This window comes from Flavobacterium phycosphaerae (assembly GCF_010119235.1).
GTDB lineage: Bacteria > Bacteroidota > Bacteroidia > Flavobacteriales > Flavobacteriaceae > Flavobacterium > Flavobacterium phycosphaerae.
The window spans coordinates 1,983,402-2,001,367 of record NZ_JAAATZ010000001.1; the positions used below are offsets into that span (position 1 = coordinate 1,983,402).

The 17,966-nt window shown below is 42.4% G+C and carries 8 protein-coding genes, 2 tRNA genes, 3 rRNA genes and 1 pseudogene; 12 read left to right on the forward strand and 2 right to left on the reverse strand.

Features of this window, described 5'->3' with window-relative positions:
• Positions 1-200 precede the first annotated feature (200 nt).
• The 5 genes from GUU89_RS08725 to rrf all read left to right on the forward strand — a co-directional run bounded on the left by GUU89_RS08725 (position 201) and on the right by rrf (position 5,325).
• A 16S ribosomal RNA gene (locus GUU89_RS08725) occupies positions 201-1,712 on the forward strand.
• Positions 1,713-1,800: 88 nt separating this feature from the next.
• A tRNA-Ile gene (locus tag GUU89_RS08730) sits at positions 1,801-1,874 on the forward strand.
• Between the two features lie 134 nt (positions 1,875-2,008).
• Positions 2,009-2,082, forward strand: a tRNA-Ala gene (locus GUU89_RS08735).
• Positions 2,083-2,197: 115 nt separating this feature from the next.
• Positions 2,198-5,077, forward strand: a 23S ribosomal RNA gene (locus GUU89_RS08740).
• Positions 5,078-5,215: 138 nt separating this feature from the next.
• Positions 5,216-5,325 (forward strand): 5S ribosomal RNA (gene rrf, locus GUU89_RS08750).
• Together the 16S, 23S and 5S rRNA genes with 2 tRNA genes alongside form the textbook arrangement of a ribosomal RNA operon.
• Positions 5,326-5,826: 501 nt before the next feature.
• On the opposite strand, the gene GUU89_RS08755 is transcribed toward rrf, so the two are convergent.
• Entirely contained in the window at positions 5,827-6,471 is a 645-nt protein-coding gene (locus GUU89_RS08755) for an endonuclease III domain-containing protein (RefSeq protein ID WP_162127552.1), read from the reverse strand.
• Positions 6,472-6,481: 10 nt separating this feature from the next.
• Positions 6,482-7,345 (reverse strand): alpha/beta fold hydrolase, encoded by an 864-nt coding sequence (locus tag GUU89_RS08760; RefSeq protein WP_162127553.1) that lies wholly within the window; start codon positions 7,343-7,345, stop codon positions 6,482-6,484.
• A gap of 75 nt (positions 7,346-7,420) precedes the next feature.
• On the opposite strand from GUU89_RS08760, the gene GUU89_RS15325 reads away from it, so the two are divergent.
• From GUU89_RS15325 to GUU89_RS08790, 7 genes and pseudogenes are all read left to right on the forward strand, one after another.
• Positions 7,421-7,834: a maltotransferase domain-containing protein gene (locus GUU89_RS15325; RefSeq protein ID WP_317163874.1), complete on the forward strand. Its 414-nt coding sequence runs from the start codon at positions 7,421-7,423 to the stop codon at positions 7,832-7,834.
• Between the two features lie 71 nt (positions 7,835-7,905).
• Positions 7,906-9,360: an alpha-amylase family protein gene (locus tag GUU89_RS08765; RefSeq protein WP_317163875.1), complete on the forward strand. Its 1,455-nt coding sequence runs from the start codon at positions 7,906-7,908 to the stop codon at positions 9,358-9,360.
• 2 nt (positions 9,361-9,362) lie between these two features.
• Complete coding sequence (locus tag GUU89_RS08770) at positions 9,363-10,985, forward strand: trehalose synthase (protein WP_162127554.1); 1,623 nt, start codon at positions 9,363-9,365, stop codon at positions 10,983-10,985.
• Between the two features lie 175 nt (positions 10,986-11,160).
• The gene (glgB, locus tag GUU89_RS08775) at positions 11,161-13,065 is read left to right on the forward strand and encodes a 1,4-alpha-glucan branching protein GlgB (protein ID WP_162127555.1); all 1,905 of its coding nucleotides are present in this window, start codon (positions 11,161-11,163) and stop codon (positions 13,063-13,065) included.
• 163 nt (positions 13,066-13,228) lie between these two features.
• Positions 13,229-15,628, forward strand: coding sequence for a glycoside hydrolase family 31 protein (locus tag GUU89_RS08780; protein WP_162127556.1), 2,400 nt, complete (start codon positions 13,229-13,231; stop codon positions 15,626-15,628).
• A 78-nt stretch (positions 15,629-15,706) separates the two neighbouring features.
• A complete protein-coding gene (locus GUU89_RS08785) occupies positions 15,707-16,522 on the forward strand; it encodes a M48 family metallopeptidase (RefSeq protein ID WP_162127557.1) in 816 nt (271 codons plus the stop codon).
• 62 nt (positions 16,523-16,584) lie between these two features.
• Positions 16,585-17,927: pseudogene (locus GUU89_RS08790) on the forward strand (MFS transporter).
• Positions 17,928-17,966: the final 39 nt, after the last annotated feature.

A 17,966-nucleotide genomic window follows, 5' to 3' on the forward strand; every position in this document is an offset into this window, starting at 1 on the left:
CAGAATAAAAAAGTTACTTACTTTTGCACCCGCTAACCGAAAGAGAGGCGAAAAACAAGATAAGAAAACGTTCATAGACATATTGAATTGACAGCCGTTTTAGAAGAGATTCTAAAACAAATAAAAGAGAGTAAGAGAATCGGAAGATTTGAAAAGCCTAGCCTTTGTCTAAATAATTAGCTCGAAAGAGCAAACAATATACGATGAAGAGTTTGATCCTGGCTCAGGATGAACGCTAGCGGCAGGCCTAACACATGCAAGTCGAGGGGTATAGTAGCAATACTAGAGACCGGCGCACGGGTGCGTAACGCGTATGCAATCTACCTTATACAGAGGGATAGCCCAGAGAAATTTGGATTAATACCTCATAGTGTTATTGACTGGCATCATTTGATAACTAAAGTTCCAACGGTATAAGATGAGCATGCGTCCTATTAGCTAGATGGTAAGGTAACGGCTTACCATGGCTACGATAGGTAGGGGTCCTGAGAGGGAGATCCCCCACACTGGTACTGAGACACGGACCAGACTCCTACGGGAGGCAGCAGTGAGGAATATTGGACAATGGGCGCAAGCCTGATCCAGCCATGCCGCGTGCAGGAAGACGCATCTATGGTGTGTAAACTGCTTTTGTACGGGAAGAAACACTCCTACGTGTAGGAGCTTGACGGTACCGTAAGAATAAGGATCGGCTAACTCCGTGCCAGCAGCCGCGGTAATACGGAGGATCCAAGCGTTATCCGGAATCATTGGGTTTAAAGGGTCCGTAGGCGGTTTGATAAGTCAGTGGTGAAAGCCCATCGCTCAACGATGGAACGGCCATTGATACTGTCAGACTTGAATTACTGGGAAGTAACTAGAATATGTAGTGTAGCGGTGAAATGCTTAGATATTACATGGAATACCAATTGCGAAGGCAGGTTACTACCAGTGGATTGACGCTGATGGACGAAAGCGTGGGGAGCGAACAGGATTAGATACCCTGGTAGTCCACGCCGTAAACGATGGATACTAGCTGTTCGGAGCAATCTGAGTGGCTAAGCGAAAGTGATAAGTATCCCACCTGGGGAGTACGTTCGCAAGAATGAAACTCAAAGGAATTGACGGGGGCCCGCACAAGCGGTGGAGCATGTGGTTTAATTCGATGATACGCGAGGAACCTTACCAAGGCTTAAATGTAGATTGACAGATTTGGAAACAGATTTTTCTTCGGACAATTTACAAGGTGCTGCATGGTTGTCGTCAGCTCGTGCCGTGAGGTGTCAGGTTAAGTCCTATAACGAGCGCAACCCCTGTTGTTAGTTGCCAGCGAGTAAGGTCGGGAACTCTAACAAGACTGCCAGTGTAAACTGTGAGGAAGGTGGGGATGACGTCAAATCATCACGGCCCTTACGCCTTGGGCTACACACGTGCTACAATGGACGGTACAGAGAGCAGCCACTGGGTGACCAGGAGCGAATCTATAAAACCGTTCTCAGTTCGGATCGGAGTCTGCAACTCGACTCCGTGAAGCTGGAATCGCTAGTAATCGGATATCAGCCATGATCCGGTGAATACGTTCCCGGGCCTTGTACACACCGCCCGTCAAGCCATGGAAGCTGGGGGTACCTGAAGTCGGTGACCGTAAGGAGCTGCCTAGGGTAAAACTGGTAACTGGGGCTAAGTCGTAACAAGGTAGCCGTACCGGAAGGTGCGGCTGGAACACCTCCTTTCTAGAGACAAAAAGAAGGATAGGTCTTAGATTAGACAATTCAATTACTCTCGCTGTTAGTTCAAATATTATAATAAGTAAAAAAACAGAGTCTCGTAGCTCAGCTGGTTAGAGTACTACACTGATAATGTAGGGGTCCCCAGTTCGAGTCTGGGCGGGACTACTTTTTAAATTAGGAATTACGAATTAGTAATTACGCATTAAGAAGGGCTGTTTGAGTTTATAAAGGAAATTCTAGGGTTGAGGGGTTATGGATAGCCAATTCATAATTCATAATTCACAATTCATAATTAGATTGGGGGATTAGCTCAGCTGGCTAGAGCGCCTGCCTTGCACGCAGGAGGTCATCGGTTCGACTCCGATATTCTCCACGATCCGGAAACGGAAAAAGTTCATTGACATATTGAGATAAGAAAATAATAACAAAGTAGAAAGAACACTGCTTTAGCTGATAGCTATTAGCTGTTAGCCAAAAGCTAAAAAGTACAATAAGCAAAATAAGGGCGTATGGGGGATGCCTAGGCTCTCAGAGGCGAAGAAGGACGTGATAAGCTGCGAAAAGCTACGGGGATTGGCACACACGAATTGATCCGTAGATATCCGAATGGGGCAACCCACTATGTTGAAGACATAGTACATCGATAGATGGGCAAACCCGCTGAACTGAAACATCTAAGTAGGCGGAGGAGAAGAAAACAAAAGTGATTCCGTAAGTAGTGGCGAGCGAACGCGGATTAGCCCAAACCAGTGTTGTTACGGCAATGCTGGGGTTGTAGGACCACGACATTTCTTGCGGATTGAATTAGAATAACCTGGAAAGGTTAACCACAGAGGGTGATAGTCCCGTATAAGTAAGAGAAGATAAGGATAGTGGTATCCTGAGTAGGGCGGGGCACGTGAAACCCTGTCTGAATTTGGCGGGACCATCCGCTAAGGCTAAATACTCCTGAGAGACCGATAGTGAACCAGTACCGTGAGGGAAAGGTGAAAAGAACCGTGAATAACGGAGTGAAATAGATCCTGAAACCATACGCTTACAAGCGGTCGGAGCCCTTTAGTGGGGTGACGGCGTGCCTTTTGCATAATGAGCCTACGAGTTAACGTTGCTGGCAAGGATAAGTGATTAAGTCATGGATCCGTAGCGAAAGCGAGTCTGAATAGGGCGCTTTAGTCAGTAGTGTTAGACGCGAAACCGTGTGATCTACCCATGGGCAGGATGAAGCTGTGGTAACACATAGTGGAGGTCCGAACCGGTTGACGTTGAAAAGTCTTCGGATGACCTGTGGGTAGGGGTGAAAGGCCAATCAAACTCGGAAATAGCTCGTACTCCCCGAAATGCATTTAGGTGCAGCGCTGGATTTAAGTTATATAGAGGTAGAGCTACTGATTGGATGCGGGGGCTTCACCGCCTACCAATTCCTGACAAACTCCGAATGCTATATAATGTTTACCAGCAGTGAGGGCATGGGTGCTAAGGTCCATGTCCGAGAGGGAAAGAACCCAGACCATCAGCTAAGGTCCCCAAATATATGCTAAGTTGAAAAAACGAGGTTTGTCTGCCCAGACAGCTAGGATGTTGGCTTGGAAGCAGCCATTCATTTAAAGAGTGCGTAACAGCTCACTAGTCGAGCGGACGAGCATGGATAATAATCGGGCATAAGCATATTACCGAAGCTATGGATTTATACGTAAGTATAAGTGGTAGGGGAGCATTCTAACAGGGTTGAAGGTGTGTCGTAAGGCATGCTGGACTGGTTAGAAAAGAAAATGTAGGCATAAGTAACGATAATGCGGGCGAGAAACCCGCACACCGAAAGACTAAGGTTTCCTCAGCTATGCTAATCAGCTGAGGGTTAGTCGGGTCCTAAGGCGAATCCGAAAGGAACAGTCGATGGCCAACGGGTTAATATTCCCGTACTACTGTTAATTGTGATGGGGTGACGGAGTGATGAAAGCGCCGCGAACTGACGGAATAGTTCGTTGAAGTACCTACCTATAAGCTGCGCAGGCAAATCCACGCGGCTTGGGGAAATACGATAGTACTCGGAGCCTTCGGGCAAAGAGATAGTGCGCCTAAGGGCTTCCAAGAAAAACCTCTAAACTTAGATTAACAGTACCCGTACCGTAAACCGACACAGGTAGTCGAGGAGAGAATCCTAAGGTGCTCGAGAGATTCATGGCTAAGGAATTAGGCAAAATAGACCTGTAACTTCGGGAGAAAGGTCGCCAGCGCAAGCTGGCCGCAGTGAAAAGGTCCAGGCGACTGTTTATCAAAAACACAGGGCTCTGCAAAATCGTAAGATGAGGTATAGGGCCTGACACCTGCCCGGTGCTGGAAGGTTAAGAGGAGATGTTATCTTCGGAGAAGCATTGAATTGAAGCCCCAGTAAACGGCGGCCGTAACTATAACGGTCCTAAGGTAGCGAAATTCCTTGTCGGGTAAGTTCCGACCTGCACGAATGGTGTAACGATCTGGACACTGTCTCAGCCATGAGCTCGGTGAAATTGTAGTATCGGTGAAGATGCCGATTACCCGCAGTGGGACGAAAAGACCCTGTGCACCTTTACTATAGCTTAGTATTGGTCTTGGATAAGTGATGTGTAGGATAGGTGGGAGACTATGAAGTGGCGTCGCCAGGCGTTGTGGAGTCATTGTTGAAATACCACCCTTTGCTTATCTGAGGTCTAACCCCGCATATGTGGGGGACATTGCTTGGTGGGTAGTTTGACTGGGGTGGTCGCCTCCAAAAGAGTAACGGAGGCTTCTAAAGGTTCCCTCAGCACGCTTGGTAACCGTGCGTAGAGTGCAATGGCATAAGGGAGCTTGACTGAGAGACATACAGGTCGATCAGGTACGAAAGTAGAGCATAGTGATCCGGTGGTTCCGCATGGAAGGGCCATCGCTCAAAGGATAAAAGGTACGCCGGGGATAACAGGCTGATCTCCCCCAAGAGCTCATATCGACGGGGGGTTTGGCACCTCGATGTCGGCTCGTCACATCCTGGGGCTGGAGAAGGTCCCAAGGGTTGGGCTGTTCGCCCATTAAAGTGGCACGCGAGCTGGGTTCAGAACGTCGTGAGACAGTTCGGTCTCTATCTACTGTGGGCGCAAGAAATTTGAGTGGATCTGATTCTAGTACGAGAGGACCGAATTGGACAAACCTCTGGTGTATCTGTTGTTCCGCCAGGAGCACCGCAGAGTAGCTACGTTTGGAAGGGATAAGCGCTGAAAGCATATAAGCGCGAAACCCACCACAAGATGAGATTTCTTTTAAGGGTCGTGGAAGATGACCACGTTGATAGGCTATAGATGTAAAGGCAGTAATGTCATAGTCGAGTAGTACTAATAACCCGTAAGCTTATGTACGTCGCCAGCTCCCTTCGGGGAGCGGCACTCTTTGTTTCCCGCCTACGCGGGAATGACAATCTTTGTTTTTTTCTTTATCTCAGTATGTTAAGATATTATGTAATGTTGATTGGAAACAATCACCCTTGCAAAACCTCTTAAGGTGGTTATTGCGGCGGGGCTCACCTCTTCCCATCTCGAACAGAGAAGTTAAGCCCGCCTGCGCAGATGGTACTGCAGTTATGTGGGAGAGTATGTCGCCGCCTTTTTTTTCAGTGAGTCCTGACTAATATAGTCAGGACTCATTTTTTTATAGGTGCGGCGTGTCCCTTTGGTCGATCCGCCGCCTTTTTTTTAGAAACCCTATCCTAACGGATGGGGTTTTTTGTTTTGTATCAATAGTATTGGCGAGCTAAAGCTCGCGTACCGCAAGTCCACTGGGCTTGCTCCTCTATATCTTAGTTTTGTATCTAGTTTACGAAAAGTTTCGTCAATTCGTCCTGATGACTTTTTGAACTCGTCCTGAAGAGTTGGTCAACTCGTCCTGATCAGTTGTAAAAGTCATCAGGACGAATTTGTAAAAAGCTCTAGTCTTTCTTATAAAGACTTCTTCAGTAGTTAGAAAGAGGATGCTTTCGGGGGTGGAGAAGTAACGGTTTTTTGTTTTGTAAGCTATCGCGTGAGGGATGGGAGAGGCTACCGTGTAGCCCGGACAGCCCGGCCCTTTATCCTGAAATCCTTTTCAGGATAAAGGGACACGCCCAAAAGAATTAAATAGTTTTTAAAGGATAGTGGCAATGGTTTTGAACGGGACATTCCGAGCATTTTGGATTGCTTGGTCTACAGGTTTCTCTGCCCAGAAATGATATAGCCATCCCTATTTCGCCCCAAATTTCTCTGGGTAATGCCTGCATTAATTGCTTTTCTACTTTATTGCCGTCTTTGGCTTCGGTTATGATTCCGATGCGGGGTGCTACTCTGATGACATGTAGGTCGGCGATGATTCCTTCAGCGGGAGCTTTGGCTTCGCGCATGATTACGTTGGCCGACTTTCTTCCGATGCCTTTTAAAGCCACTAATTCGTCCATAGTAGTGGGAATGTTGCTGTCTTTTTGGAGTGTTTGTGCGATTTCAATTATCCAACCGGCTTTGGTGTTATAGTTTCTGACTTTGGTAACAAACGGGAGTAGGGATTCTGTGTTTGAAACGGCTAAACTTTCGAGATTGGGATAGACTTCAAAAAGAGCCGGTGCTATTTTATTGATATTGGCATCAGAATCCTGCGCCGAGAGGATAACCATAATTAGTAACTCATAAATGTTATTATAGTCTAAAGGATGCTTTTTGCCTTTGTATTTTTTCAATAGAGGTTCTAAAGGTTCCTGCCATTGCTGACTGAATAATGATGTTTCCATGGTTGTGCTTTTAGTTGGTTATGAACGCTTTTATTTTTTCGATAACGGCTTTGTCTCCCAATATTTTTCGGTGACCTAATTGATGTGTAATAAACAATTCCCCGTTTTTCAGGTGTTTGTGAATGTTGTGGGCTGCGCTTACCGAAATCTCAGGATCATCAGTGTCATGAATGACCAATACCGGATTGGCTACAAATATGGCCGCTCCCGACGCATTATAACTTTCCATGGGTTCACCGTACCTGTTTTCAAAATAGTTTTTCATCATAGGGCCTATTTTGGGTTTGAGTCCAAGGGCTTTGATGAAATCGGCAATAATGTCTCTTACGATATCGCCACTGCCAATAATCACGGCCTTTTTTACTTTTAAATTTTGTTTAATGGCATTGAGAATTGACATACCGCCAAGCGAATGCCCGATAACAACTTCAAAAGGCCCCATTGTTTTATGGAGTTCTAAAATAGCCGCAATAAACTCAGGCATCAAGGTGGTTTTACTGTCCGATTTGCCGTGTGCCGGGGCATCAAAACTTACAACAGTATAGCCTAAGGCAACCAACTCATCGGCAATCTTTACCAATTGCGTTCCCCTGCCGGACCAACCGTGCACTAAAAGAACCTTCTTTTCGCCGGAACCGTATTCATAAACGGTGATTTTTTTCTTGATTTTTGGAATAGATAATTTGGTTTGCCGGCTTTCTTTTTCCATGTGTAATTCCCTTTTCGGAATTTTATGTTTTAATGGCGTTATGAATAATTGAGCAGCAAACCTTGTGGCTAATTTTGAAGAAATAGCTTGTAAAAGTGTAGCCGTTAGCAGGATTGTTTTCGGAATTTGCAAAGATTGATTCGGTATTACGGCTTTTTTTGACATTTCACTAAATTTTCATACGGTTTATAAGGCAATCCAATTTTTTTCTAAATTTCAACTTCATAAATATAATTCAAAATGCAAAATCAAACCCGAATAATTATTGAAAATGTTACGCCACAATTAGATGGAGGTGCTTTTTTTATTAAACGAATTGTTGGACAGACTGTTGTGGTAAAAGCCAATGTTTTTTCTGATGGTCATGATGTAGTGGCGTGTTGCGTGAAATATAAACATGAGAAGAAAAAGAAATGGCAGGAAGTGCGAATGACTGAAACCGGGAATGATGAATGGATAGCCGAATTTAAAGTAGACCAGCAAGGGTTTTATTCCTATTTTGTTGAAGGCTGGGTGGATTATGCTTTGAACTGGCAGCACGGCACTGAGCGAAAAATACAAGACAATCAACAAGTAAAATCGGAACTTTTAGAAGGTGCAGAATATTGTCAGGCGATTCTAAAAGAAGTAAACAAAGATGAAAAAATTACCTGACAGCAGCCATCAAAGCTTTTCAAGATACCAAACAATATGACAAAGCTATTAGTGTAGCTTTATCTAAAGAATTGCAGCATATTTTTACTAATTACCCAACCCGAATCTTAGCCAATAGCTCACACGAATTGAAAGTGTATGTCGACAGGAAAAAGGCTTTGTTCAGTACATGGTATGAATTTTTTCCGCGTTCGGCTGCTCAGGAAAAAGGGAAACACGGTACGTTTAAAGATTGTGAAAAGTTGTTGCCTCGCGTGGCCGCTATGGGATTTGATACATTATATTTTCCGCCCATTCATCCCATTGGGGAAGTGAATCGAAAGGGAAAAAACAATGCCACAAATGCTGAACCGGGAGATGTTGGTTCGCCTTGGGGCATTGGTTCTCAATTTGGCGGTCACAAAGCCACACATCCTGAATTGGGCAGCATTGCCGATTTTAAATCGTTGGTAAAAACAGCCAAGAGTTTAGGCATTGAAGTGGCTATGGATTACGCTTTACAGGCGGCTCCGGATCATCCGTATGTAAAAGATTTTCCGCAGTGGTTCAAATGGCGACCGGACGGAACGGTACAATATGCCGAAAATCCGCCAAAGAAATACCAAGACATTCAACCCATTTATTTTGAAAGCGGTGATTGGAAAAACCTTTGGAAAGAACTACTCGATGTAGCTTTATTTTGGGTGGAAGAGTGCGATATCAGCGTATTCCGTGTGGATAATCCGCATACTAAACCGTTTTATTTTTGGGGCTGGCTGATAGCCGAAGTAAAGAAAAAACATCCTGATGTATTGTTTTTGGCAGAAGCTTTTACCAGACCTAAAATCATGCATGAGTTGGCTAAACAAGGTTTTACACAGTCGTATACTTACTACACTTGGCGCAATACCAAAGCTGAACTAATCGAGTACATGAACGAGTTGACCCAGACAGAACAACGCGATTTTTTCCGTCCGAATTTCTGGCCCAATACGCCTGATATTTTGCCGTATGCCTTACAAAGCAGCAATGAAAGTGTGTACCTGCACAAGTATTTTTTAGCAGCAACATTGAGTTCCAGTGTTGGAATTTATGGGCCCGTGTATGAATACATGATTTCGGAAGCAATGCCGGGTAAAGAGGAATATCATAACTCGGAGAAATACGAAGTGGCTCATTGGGACTGGACTATTCAAAATAAATTAATCACGCTCATCACCCGTATCAACAAGATTCGCCATGAGCAACCATCCTTGCAGCAAACCAACAATGTCAAGTTTTGCGATACGGATAATGACCAAGTGTTGGCGTTCTATAAATTTGATGATGCCAAACAGGACGAAACCCTGATGATTTGCAACCTCGACCCGTATTATATGAAACAAGCTTGGGTGCAATTACCACTCAAAGAATTAGGAATACACGAAGGGCATCAGGTCAAAGTCATCGATTTAATCACCGGGAACAGTTACTTGTGGGATAAGGAATGGAATTTTGTGGAGCTGCATCCAACGCTGCCGTTCCATCTATTTAAAATACAAAAATGAGTATGAAAAACGATAATCAAGATACGTTTGCGACGTCGTTCAAATTCAAGAGCGAATGGAAGGATGCCTTCACTGATGATGAATTTATCAAGGTATTTTCTTCTGATATTTTGGAAAATTATATCATCAACAAACGATGGTATGGCGGTAAGGCGAGTACGCTTAAGTATATTGAAATCGTCGATCATTTTAAAATCACGTCGAAGAAGAATACCTATTATGGTGCTTTGCTCGAAGTGAATTTCAAGGAAGCCTTTTACCAGCATTACTTTATGCCGATAGCGTTTATGACTTCTGACGAATTGGATACCAATACCATTATTTCTCCGGCCAAGTTCGGTCCGATTGAAGGCTATTTGGTCGATGCCTTGCACCAGGATGATTTTCGTCAATTGTTGTTTGATAACATTGCGCAATCCACAGAACATAAAAATCTCAAACTCATTTTCCATAAAGGAAGTTACCTGACGGATACCGTTTATAAGTCTTCTAAATTTATGGGGCTGGAACAAAGCAATACGTCTATTATTTTCAACGATTCGTTTGTGCTCAAAATCTTCCGCCGCATTTATGTCAGTACTAATCCCGATTACGAAATCAGTCGTTTCCTCACCGAGCGTATGCAATATAAAAATACACCGGCTTACACCGGAAGTATCAGTTTGGCGTTGCCCGAAGGGAATATTACCTTGGGATTGATGCAGGAATTGGTGCCCAATCAGGGTGACGCTTGGAAGTTCATGCTCGAACAAATGGATGGTGTATTTGACAACCTGTCGCGTAAAAAAATTAAGATTGATAAGTTGCCCAATGTCGAATTGTTCAAACGATTGAAAATAAATGAAATTCCACCCGAAATCATCGATTGGGCCGGATTGAGCTTGTTCTTAAGGGTGCAAACCTTAGCGCTCCGAACCGCCGAAATGCACATTGCGCTGGGCAGCGACATCCACGAAACTGCATTTACGCCAACAACCTATAACGGTGATTATACCGTGTGGCTCAAAAACCGTTTGCTGTACCAGTTTCAAAACCGGTTAAATATTATCGAGAACAGTTTGCATAAATTAGACGGCATGGCGCTCGACTTGGCACATCAGTTCCTAGAACACAAAAAACTCATCCGTAAACATTTCATTGATTTCGATTGGACAAAGATGAAGTCCGAACGCATCCGCATTCATGGCGATTATCATTTGGGGCAAGTATTAGTTAATGGGGATGATTTTTACATCCTCGATTTTGAAGGCGAGCCCGAAAGTACCATCCGCGACCGTAAGGTGAAACAACCACCGCTCAAAGATGTGGCGGGTATGTTCCGCTCGTTCCATTACGCCATTTACGCCACGATTTTTAATAATACTGAGAAGTATCCGTTTGAGCAGGAAGAACTGTTCAAAGCCGGGGAGTTGCTGTTCAAATATTTTGTGGGCACCTTCCTCGAAACGTATATTGAGAAAGTCCAGTCCGAAAACCTGAACATCGGCTACAGCCAGGAAATCAACTTTTTACTCAAATATTGCATCCTTGAAAAGGCCGTCTACGAGCTGGGCTACGAACTTAACTCACGTCCCCGCTGGGCAGTGATTCCGTTACGAGGCATACAAACAATAATGGAGTATTAGGAGCATTTGATATTAAGAGGAGAATGTCCAGTGGACATTCGGTTTTACATATTTTTGCTAAAGCAAAATACCTGACATCCACAGGCTGTCCTCTTTTTAATTTCAAATCATCGGGGCTAAACAGGAGTTGAATTGATTAGAAATAAAACTTAAAAGGTTTTTAATAAAATAGAATATGAACCAAGTACAAGTACATTCGCTTTTTACCGATTTTGACATCGACCTATTCAAAGCCGGAAAGCATTTTCGATTATATGAAAAACTGGGTGCTCACCTCACCGAAGTCAATGGTGTGAAAGGCGTATGCTTTGCTGTATGGGCTCCATCAGCGCGTTCGGTATCTGTGGTGGGTGATTTCAATTATTGGATACAAGGCGAGCACCAACTCAACGTGCGCTGGGACGCCTCCGGTATTTGGGAAGGTTTTATTCCGGGTATTGACAAAGGCACAAGGTATAAGTATAAAATACAGTCCAATAACGGTAGTATTATTACCGAAAAAGCCGATCCGTTTGCGTTGTTTTGTGAACATCCGCCTGAAACCGCTTCTATTATTTGGGACTTAGACTATAAGTGGAAAGACAAAAAATGGATGGATACCCGCCAAGATAAAAACGGACTCGACAAACCGTATTCGGTGTACGAAGTGCATTTGGGTTCCTGGCGCAGAAATAGCAATGGTGATTTTTTGACTTATATTGAACTGGCGGATCAATTGGTAAATTATGTAAAAGAAACCGGTTTTACTCACGTAGAGTTTATGCCGGTAATGGAATATCCGTATGACCCTTCCTGGGGTTATCAGTTGGTTGGCTATTTTGCTCCAACCTCCCGTTTTGGAAAACCGCAGGATTTTATGGTCTTGGTAGATAAGTTGCATCAGGCCGGAATTGGTGTTATTTTAGATTGGGTGCCCTCGCACTTTCCGGATGATGCGCACGGCTTGGGCTTTTTTGATGGATCCAATTTATATGAGCATCCCGACAGAAGAAAAGGGTATCATCCTGATTGGAAAAGTTTAGTTTTTAACTACGGGCGCAACGAAGTCCGCTCTTTTCTGATAAGCAATGCGATATTTTGGTTACACCAATACCATGTGGATGGGTTGCGAGTAGATGCCGTAGCTTCGATGTTGTATTTAGACTATTCAAGAAAAGAAGGCGAATGGGAACCCAACATTTATGGCGGAAGAGAAAATCTAGATACCATTAGCTTTTTGAAAGATTTTAACGAAGCGGTTTACAGCGCTTTCCCCGATGTGCAAACGATAGCCGAAGAAAGCACCAGTTTTCCTATGGTTTCCCGACCAACGTATATTGGCGGATTGGGTTTCGGTATGAAATGGATGATGGGCTGGATGCACGACACTTTGCAATACTTCAAAAAAGAACCCATTTACCGAAGCCACCATCAAAACGATATTACCTTTTCGATGACGTATGCCTTTACCGAAAACTTTATGTTGCCGTTATCGCATGACGAAGTGGTTTATGGGAAGCACTCTATTTTGGGCAGAATGCCGGGTGACGAATGGCAAAGATTTGCGAATCTGCGTTTGCTGTATGGGTACATGTTCACGCATCCGGGAGCTAAGTTATTGTTTATGGGTGCTGAATTTGGCCAAAGCAGCGAATGGGCTTTTGACAGCAGTTTAGATTGGCATTTGTTGCAGTTCGGGTATCATGACGGCATCAAAAAATGCATCACCAACTTAAATGCATTATACAAAAACAATCCGGCCCTGTATGAAAAGCAATTCCATGTAGATGGTTTTGAATGGATAAACTATACCGATACTGAAAACGCGGTGTTAAGTTACATTCGTAAAGGAATCAACGAAAAAGAAAGCTTGATTGTAGTGGCCAATTTTACGCCGGTGGTGAGAGATAATTACAGGATCGGTTTGCCGAGCAAAGGTAAACTGACACAGATTTTCAACTCTGATGCCACCGAATATGGCGGTAGCGGAGTGGTGATGTCTAAACCCGTAAAAATTGATGCAATATCATGGAATTTCAGAGAATATTCGGCCGAAGTACTATTGCCGCCTTTGGGGATTTCGGTGTATAAAATAGGATAAAAGATTATTAATTCAAATACGAAAGAAGCAGCTTCTCAACAGAGAGTTAGCTTCTTTTTTAGTTATACGGGTTCGCAAACGTTGTAGTTAAAAACTCCTCTGATTTGTTGACTTGTATTAGATTTCATCTTCGTAAATTTGACCTTAGACACAAAAAATCAGCATGATTACCAACACAGAACTTGAGCATAAAGGCGATCAGTTTCCAACCAAAATTGTTTCTTTCGAAAAAGATGTTGACAGTATTTATTTTCATACCAACAATAATGTCATTTTAAAAATCACGATTCTCAGAGACAGTCTGATTCGTTTTCGCTATACCACCAAAGGCTACTTCAGCAACGACTTTTCCTATGCTATTGATAAAAACCAATCCCACGGTTACAATCAGTTAGAGGTTGTTGAAGAACCTAGCTTTTATGTAATAAAAACCAGCAAAGTCTTTTGTAAAGTCAATAAAAAAGATTTAAAAGTTTCGATTCACGATATAGATGGCTTTACCATTTTGGAAGATGAAATAGGGTTTCATTGGGAAGAATGTTACGAGCACGGCGGCAATATTGTAAAAATGAGCAAAGCCTCTAAAGACGGTGAAAGTTTTTACGGATTGGGAGACAAAGCGACGCACCTAAACCTAAAAGGAAAACGTGTTGAAAATTGGGCCACCGACCAATATGCCTTCCATAAAGACCAAGAGCCATTATACAAAGTAGTACCGTTTTACATCGGGTTGCACCACAATAAAGCCTATGGGATTTTCTTTGATAATACCTTCAGAACCTTTTTTGATTTTTGTCATGAAAGAAGAAATGTTACGAGTTTTTGGGCCGAAGGAGGAGAGATGAATTATTACTTTTTCTACGGTCCGAAGATGAGCGATGTGGTTGTAAATTACACTCATTTAACCGGGAAACCCGAACTACCGCCAATGTGGACGTTGGGCTATCACCAATGCAAATGGAGTTATTATCCCGAAAGTAAAGTAAAAGAAGTAACCGCTAAATTCAGGGAATTGCGTATTCCGTGTGATGCTATTTATTTAGATATCGATTATATGGAAGGCTTTCGTTGTTTCACCTGGAGCAAAGAGTATTTCCCAGAACCTAAACGAATGGTAGCCGAATTAGCCAAAGACGGTTTCAAAACCGTGGTGATTATTGACCCTGGCATTAAAATCGATAAAGACTATTGGGTATATCAGGAAGCTCTGAAAAATGATTATTTCTGCAAAAGAGCCGATGGCCCGTTTATGAAGGGAAAAGTATGGCCGGGCGAATGTAATTTCCCGGATTATACCAATCCGGAAGTGCGTGAATGGTGGGCAGGTTTATTCAAAGAATTGATTTCTGAAATTGGTGTCAAAGGCGTTTGGAACGATATGAATGAACCTGCTGTTATGGATGTTCCCGGGAAAACCTTCCCCTACGATGTGCGTCATGATTATGACGGAAACCCTTGCAGTCACCGAAAAGCCCACAATATTTACGGCACCCAAATGGCACGAGCCACTTATGAAGGAGTGAAACGATTTGCTTATCCGAAAAGACCGTTTATCATCACCCGTTCTGCCTATTCAGGTGCGCAGCGATATACTTCGTCTTGGACAGGCGATAACGTTGCCAGCTGGGAACATTTATGGATTGCCAACATACAAATGCAAAGAATGTCGATTTCCGGAATGGGATTCACCGGTTCGGATATTGGTGGATTCGCTGAGCAGCCTTCGGGTGAATTGTATGCACGTTGGATTCAGTTAGGTGTTTTCCATCCTTTTTGCCGAACCCATTCTTCGGGCGATCATGGCGAACAGGAACCTTGGTCATTTGGCGAAGAAGTGATTGATATTACCAGGAAGTTTGTGGAATTGCGGTACCAATTGTTACCGTATTTGTACACTATGTTTTGGCAATATGTGAATGAAGGAACCCCTATGTTAAAACCGTTGGTATATTTTGACCAAGAAGATTTTCAAACCCATTATAGAACCGATGAATTTATTTTCGGAAACCAAATCTTAGTTTGCCCGATATTAGAACCTAATGCCCAAGGACGTCGCATGTATTTGCCCAAAGGCAATTGGTACAACTACTGGACCGGCGAGTTAACCGAAGGCATGAAAGAACTTTGGGTAAATACGAATTATGATGAAATTCCGGTGTTTATCAAAGAAGGGGCAATTCTTCCCAAATATCCGGTGCAGCAATATGTGGGTGAATTGCAGTTTGATGAACTCATTTTGGAGGTGTATTATAAGTTAGGCAAAGAAAAGTCGACGGTGTATGAAGACGCGCAGGATGGTTATGATTACAACAAAGGACGTTTTTCGTTGCGAACTTTTTCATTGAACGGAAAAGAAAAAGAACTAATCATTCAGCAACACACTGAAGGTACTTTTGAAACCCATTATTCTAAATTCAAAATCAACTTAAATTCCTTACCATTCAAGGTGAAGAAAATAGAGGTTGACAATGAAAAAATGCCTTTGGAGCAAATTCAGTACAACGGAAATAATACCATTTTAATTGATAAAGATTTTACTGAATTGCACATTTTTGGTGCCTAGATTATGTAATTTGTATTTTAAATTATGTAATTATTTTGACCATATATTATGTAAATTTGTAACTCAAATAATATAATTATGAAAAAAGGAATCCTCTTATGTGTATCGTTAGCTGTGCTATTGGTCTTTTCATGTGCTAAAAATCCTTTTACAGGAAAAAGTACTATGGCTTTGGTTGATAACAGTCAAATATTTCCCTCTGCTTTTCAACAATATGGTACCTTTTTAAAAGAAAATAAAGTGGTAGCCGGAACGGCCGATGCCAAGAAAGTGGAAACTGTTGGAATGAAAATCAAAGCGGCTGCCGAAAAATGGTTGAATGCTAATGGCTATACCGAATATTTGAAAGATTATAAATGGGAATACCATTTGGTTGAAAATAAAGAAGTAAATGCTTGGTGTATGCCAGGCGGAAAAATTGTGGTGTATTCCGGAATTTTACCAATAACCCAAGATGAAGCCGGACTGGCAACGGTTATGGGGCATGAAGTGTCACATGCTTTGGCCAATCACGGGCAACAACGTATGAGTGCCGGAATGTTGCAACAAGCCGGAGCAGCCGGAGTAGCCTTGGCAACAGGAAGCAAAAGTGCTGAAACACAACAAATGGCTATGTTGGCGTATTCGGGCGTTTCGCAATATGGAGGAATGTTGCCGTTTAGCCGCAGTCATGAAAGCGAAGCTGATATGATTGGATTGAAATTGATGGCTATTGCCGGATACAATCCTGAAAAAGCGGTTGCGTTTTGGGAACGCATGTCAAAAGCTTCCGGGGGCAGTAAACCGGCGGAGTTTATGAGCACGCACCCGTCAGATGAAACCAGGATTGCCAACATCAGAAGACAAATTCCTGAAGCTAAAGCTGAAGCGGCTAAGTTTGGCGTTAAATTTTAATTATAAAATAAACTATATTTGAATCCCGAGACATCGGGATTTTTTTATTTAAAAACTATTTTATGCCATTACTTCCAAAAGGTCATCCAAAATTACTCAACGCTTGGGCTTTCTATGATTGGGCCAATTCGGTTTATAGCTTAGTTATAGCTTCGGCTGTATTTCCTGTATTTTATAAAATCATTTTTAAAGAAAGTGGGAAAAATTATGTGACCCTTTTTGGTATGCAATGTAAAGACACGGCCATGATAAGCTTTGTTACTGCTTTTGCTTTTTTGATGGTAGCTATTTTTTCGCCCATATTATCGGGAATTGCAGATTATGTGGGGAATAAAAAATCTTTTCTGCGTTTCTTTTGTTATATGGGAGCCATATCCTGTATCGGCTTATACTGGTTTAATTTGGATAACTTATTGATTAGTTATACACTCTATTTTTTTGGATTGATTGGCTTTTGGTCGAGCTTGGTTTTTTATAATTCTTATTTACCGGATATTGCTTTCCCGGATCAACAGGATCGAGTTAGCGCCAGAGGATTTTCGATGGGCTATATAGGAAGTACGCTTTTATTGATGCTCAATTTGGCCATGGTAATGTTTCCGAAAACATTCGGAATAGATGGTGCAGAAGAAGCAATGAGGATTTCATTTATTTCTGTCGGTCTTTGGTGGATAGGTTTTAGTCATATTACTTATTACTATCTGCCGAAAGGCAATCATAACAAGCAACCGATAACAAAAGCAGTTGTGCTTAATGGTTTTAAGGAAATCAGAAAAGTGTGGAAACAGTTGCAAGAAAACTTAGCCTTGAAAAGGTATTTATACAGTTATTTTGTATTTATAATGGCGGTACAAACCGTAATGTTGGTCGCTACTTATTTTGGTTCCACTGAAATCACTTGGAGGAACCCTGAAGACCCTACTTTGCAAGGAATTGACAAAATTTTTCAGGTAGAAGAAACCGGACTTATAATCTGTATTTTGCTCATTCAGTTGGTTGCTGTACTCGGAGCATATTTAACTTCGAGAGCTTCCGGTAAATTCGGGAATATAAAACGTTACTTTTTCTAAATGCATTTTGGGCTGTTTTATGTCTCTTTGCTTACTTTATGAAAGTGCCCAATGACTTTTATATTATGGCGGGTTTAGTAGGTTTGGTCATGGGTGGTATTCAATCTTTAGCGCGTTCAACCTATTCTAAATTATTGCCTGAAACAGAAGATACCGCATCCTTTTTTAGTTTTTATGATGTCACCGAAAAAATAGGTATTGTCATTGGAATGTCTATATATGGAATTATAGATCAGGTTACAGGAAGTATGCGTAATGCAATAGTTTTTTTAGGAGTGTTTTTTGTGATTGGTTTTTTTCTTTTATTAAGAGTTCCGAAAAAAGTATTGTCGTAACTTCAAAAAAAATTATATTTGGACTTTCTTTATAAAATT

Excerpts from the sequence above, each read along its gene's own strand:
- GUU89_RS08780 (WP_162127556.1), top strand. The coding sequence starts at position 13,229 with ATGATTACCAACACAGAACTTGAGCATAAAGGCGATCAGTTTCCAACC.
- GUU89_RS15325 (WP_317163874.1), top strand. The coding sequence starts at position 7,421 with ATGCAAAATCAAACCCGAATAATTATTGAAAATGTTACGCCACAATTA.
- GUU89_RS08760 (WP_162127553.1), bottom strand. The coding sequence starts at position 7,345 with ATGTCAAAAAAAGCCGTAATACCGAATCAATCTTTGCAAATTCCGAAA.
- GUU89_RS08785 (WP_162127557.1), top strand. The coding sequence starts at position 15,707 with ATGAAAAAAGGAATCCTCTTATGTGTATCGTTAGCTGTGCTATTGGTC.
- GUU89_RS08755 (WP_162127552.1), bottom strand. The coding sequence starts at position 6,471 with ATGGAAACATCATTATTCAGTCAGCAATGGCAGGAACCTTTAGAACCT.
- glgB (WP_162127555.1), top strand. The coding sequence starts at position 11,161 with ATGAACCAAGTACAAGTACATTCGCTTTTTACCGATTTTGACATCGAC.
- GUU89_RS08770 (WP_162127554.1), top strand. The coding sequence starts at position 9,363 with ATGAAAAACGATAATCAAGATACGTTTGCGACGTCGTTCAAATTCAAG.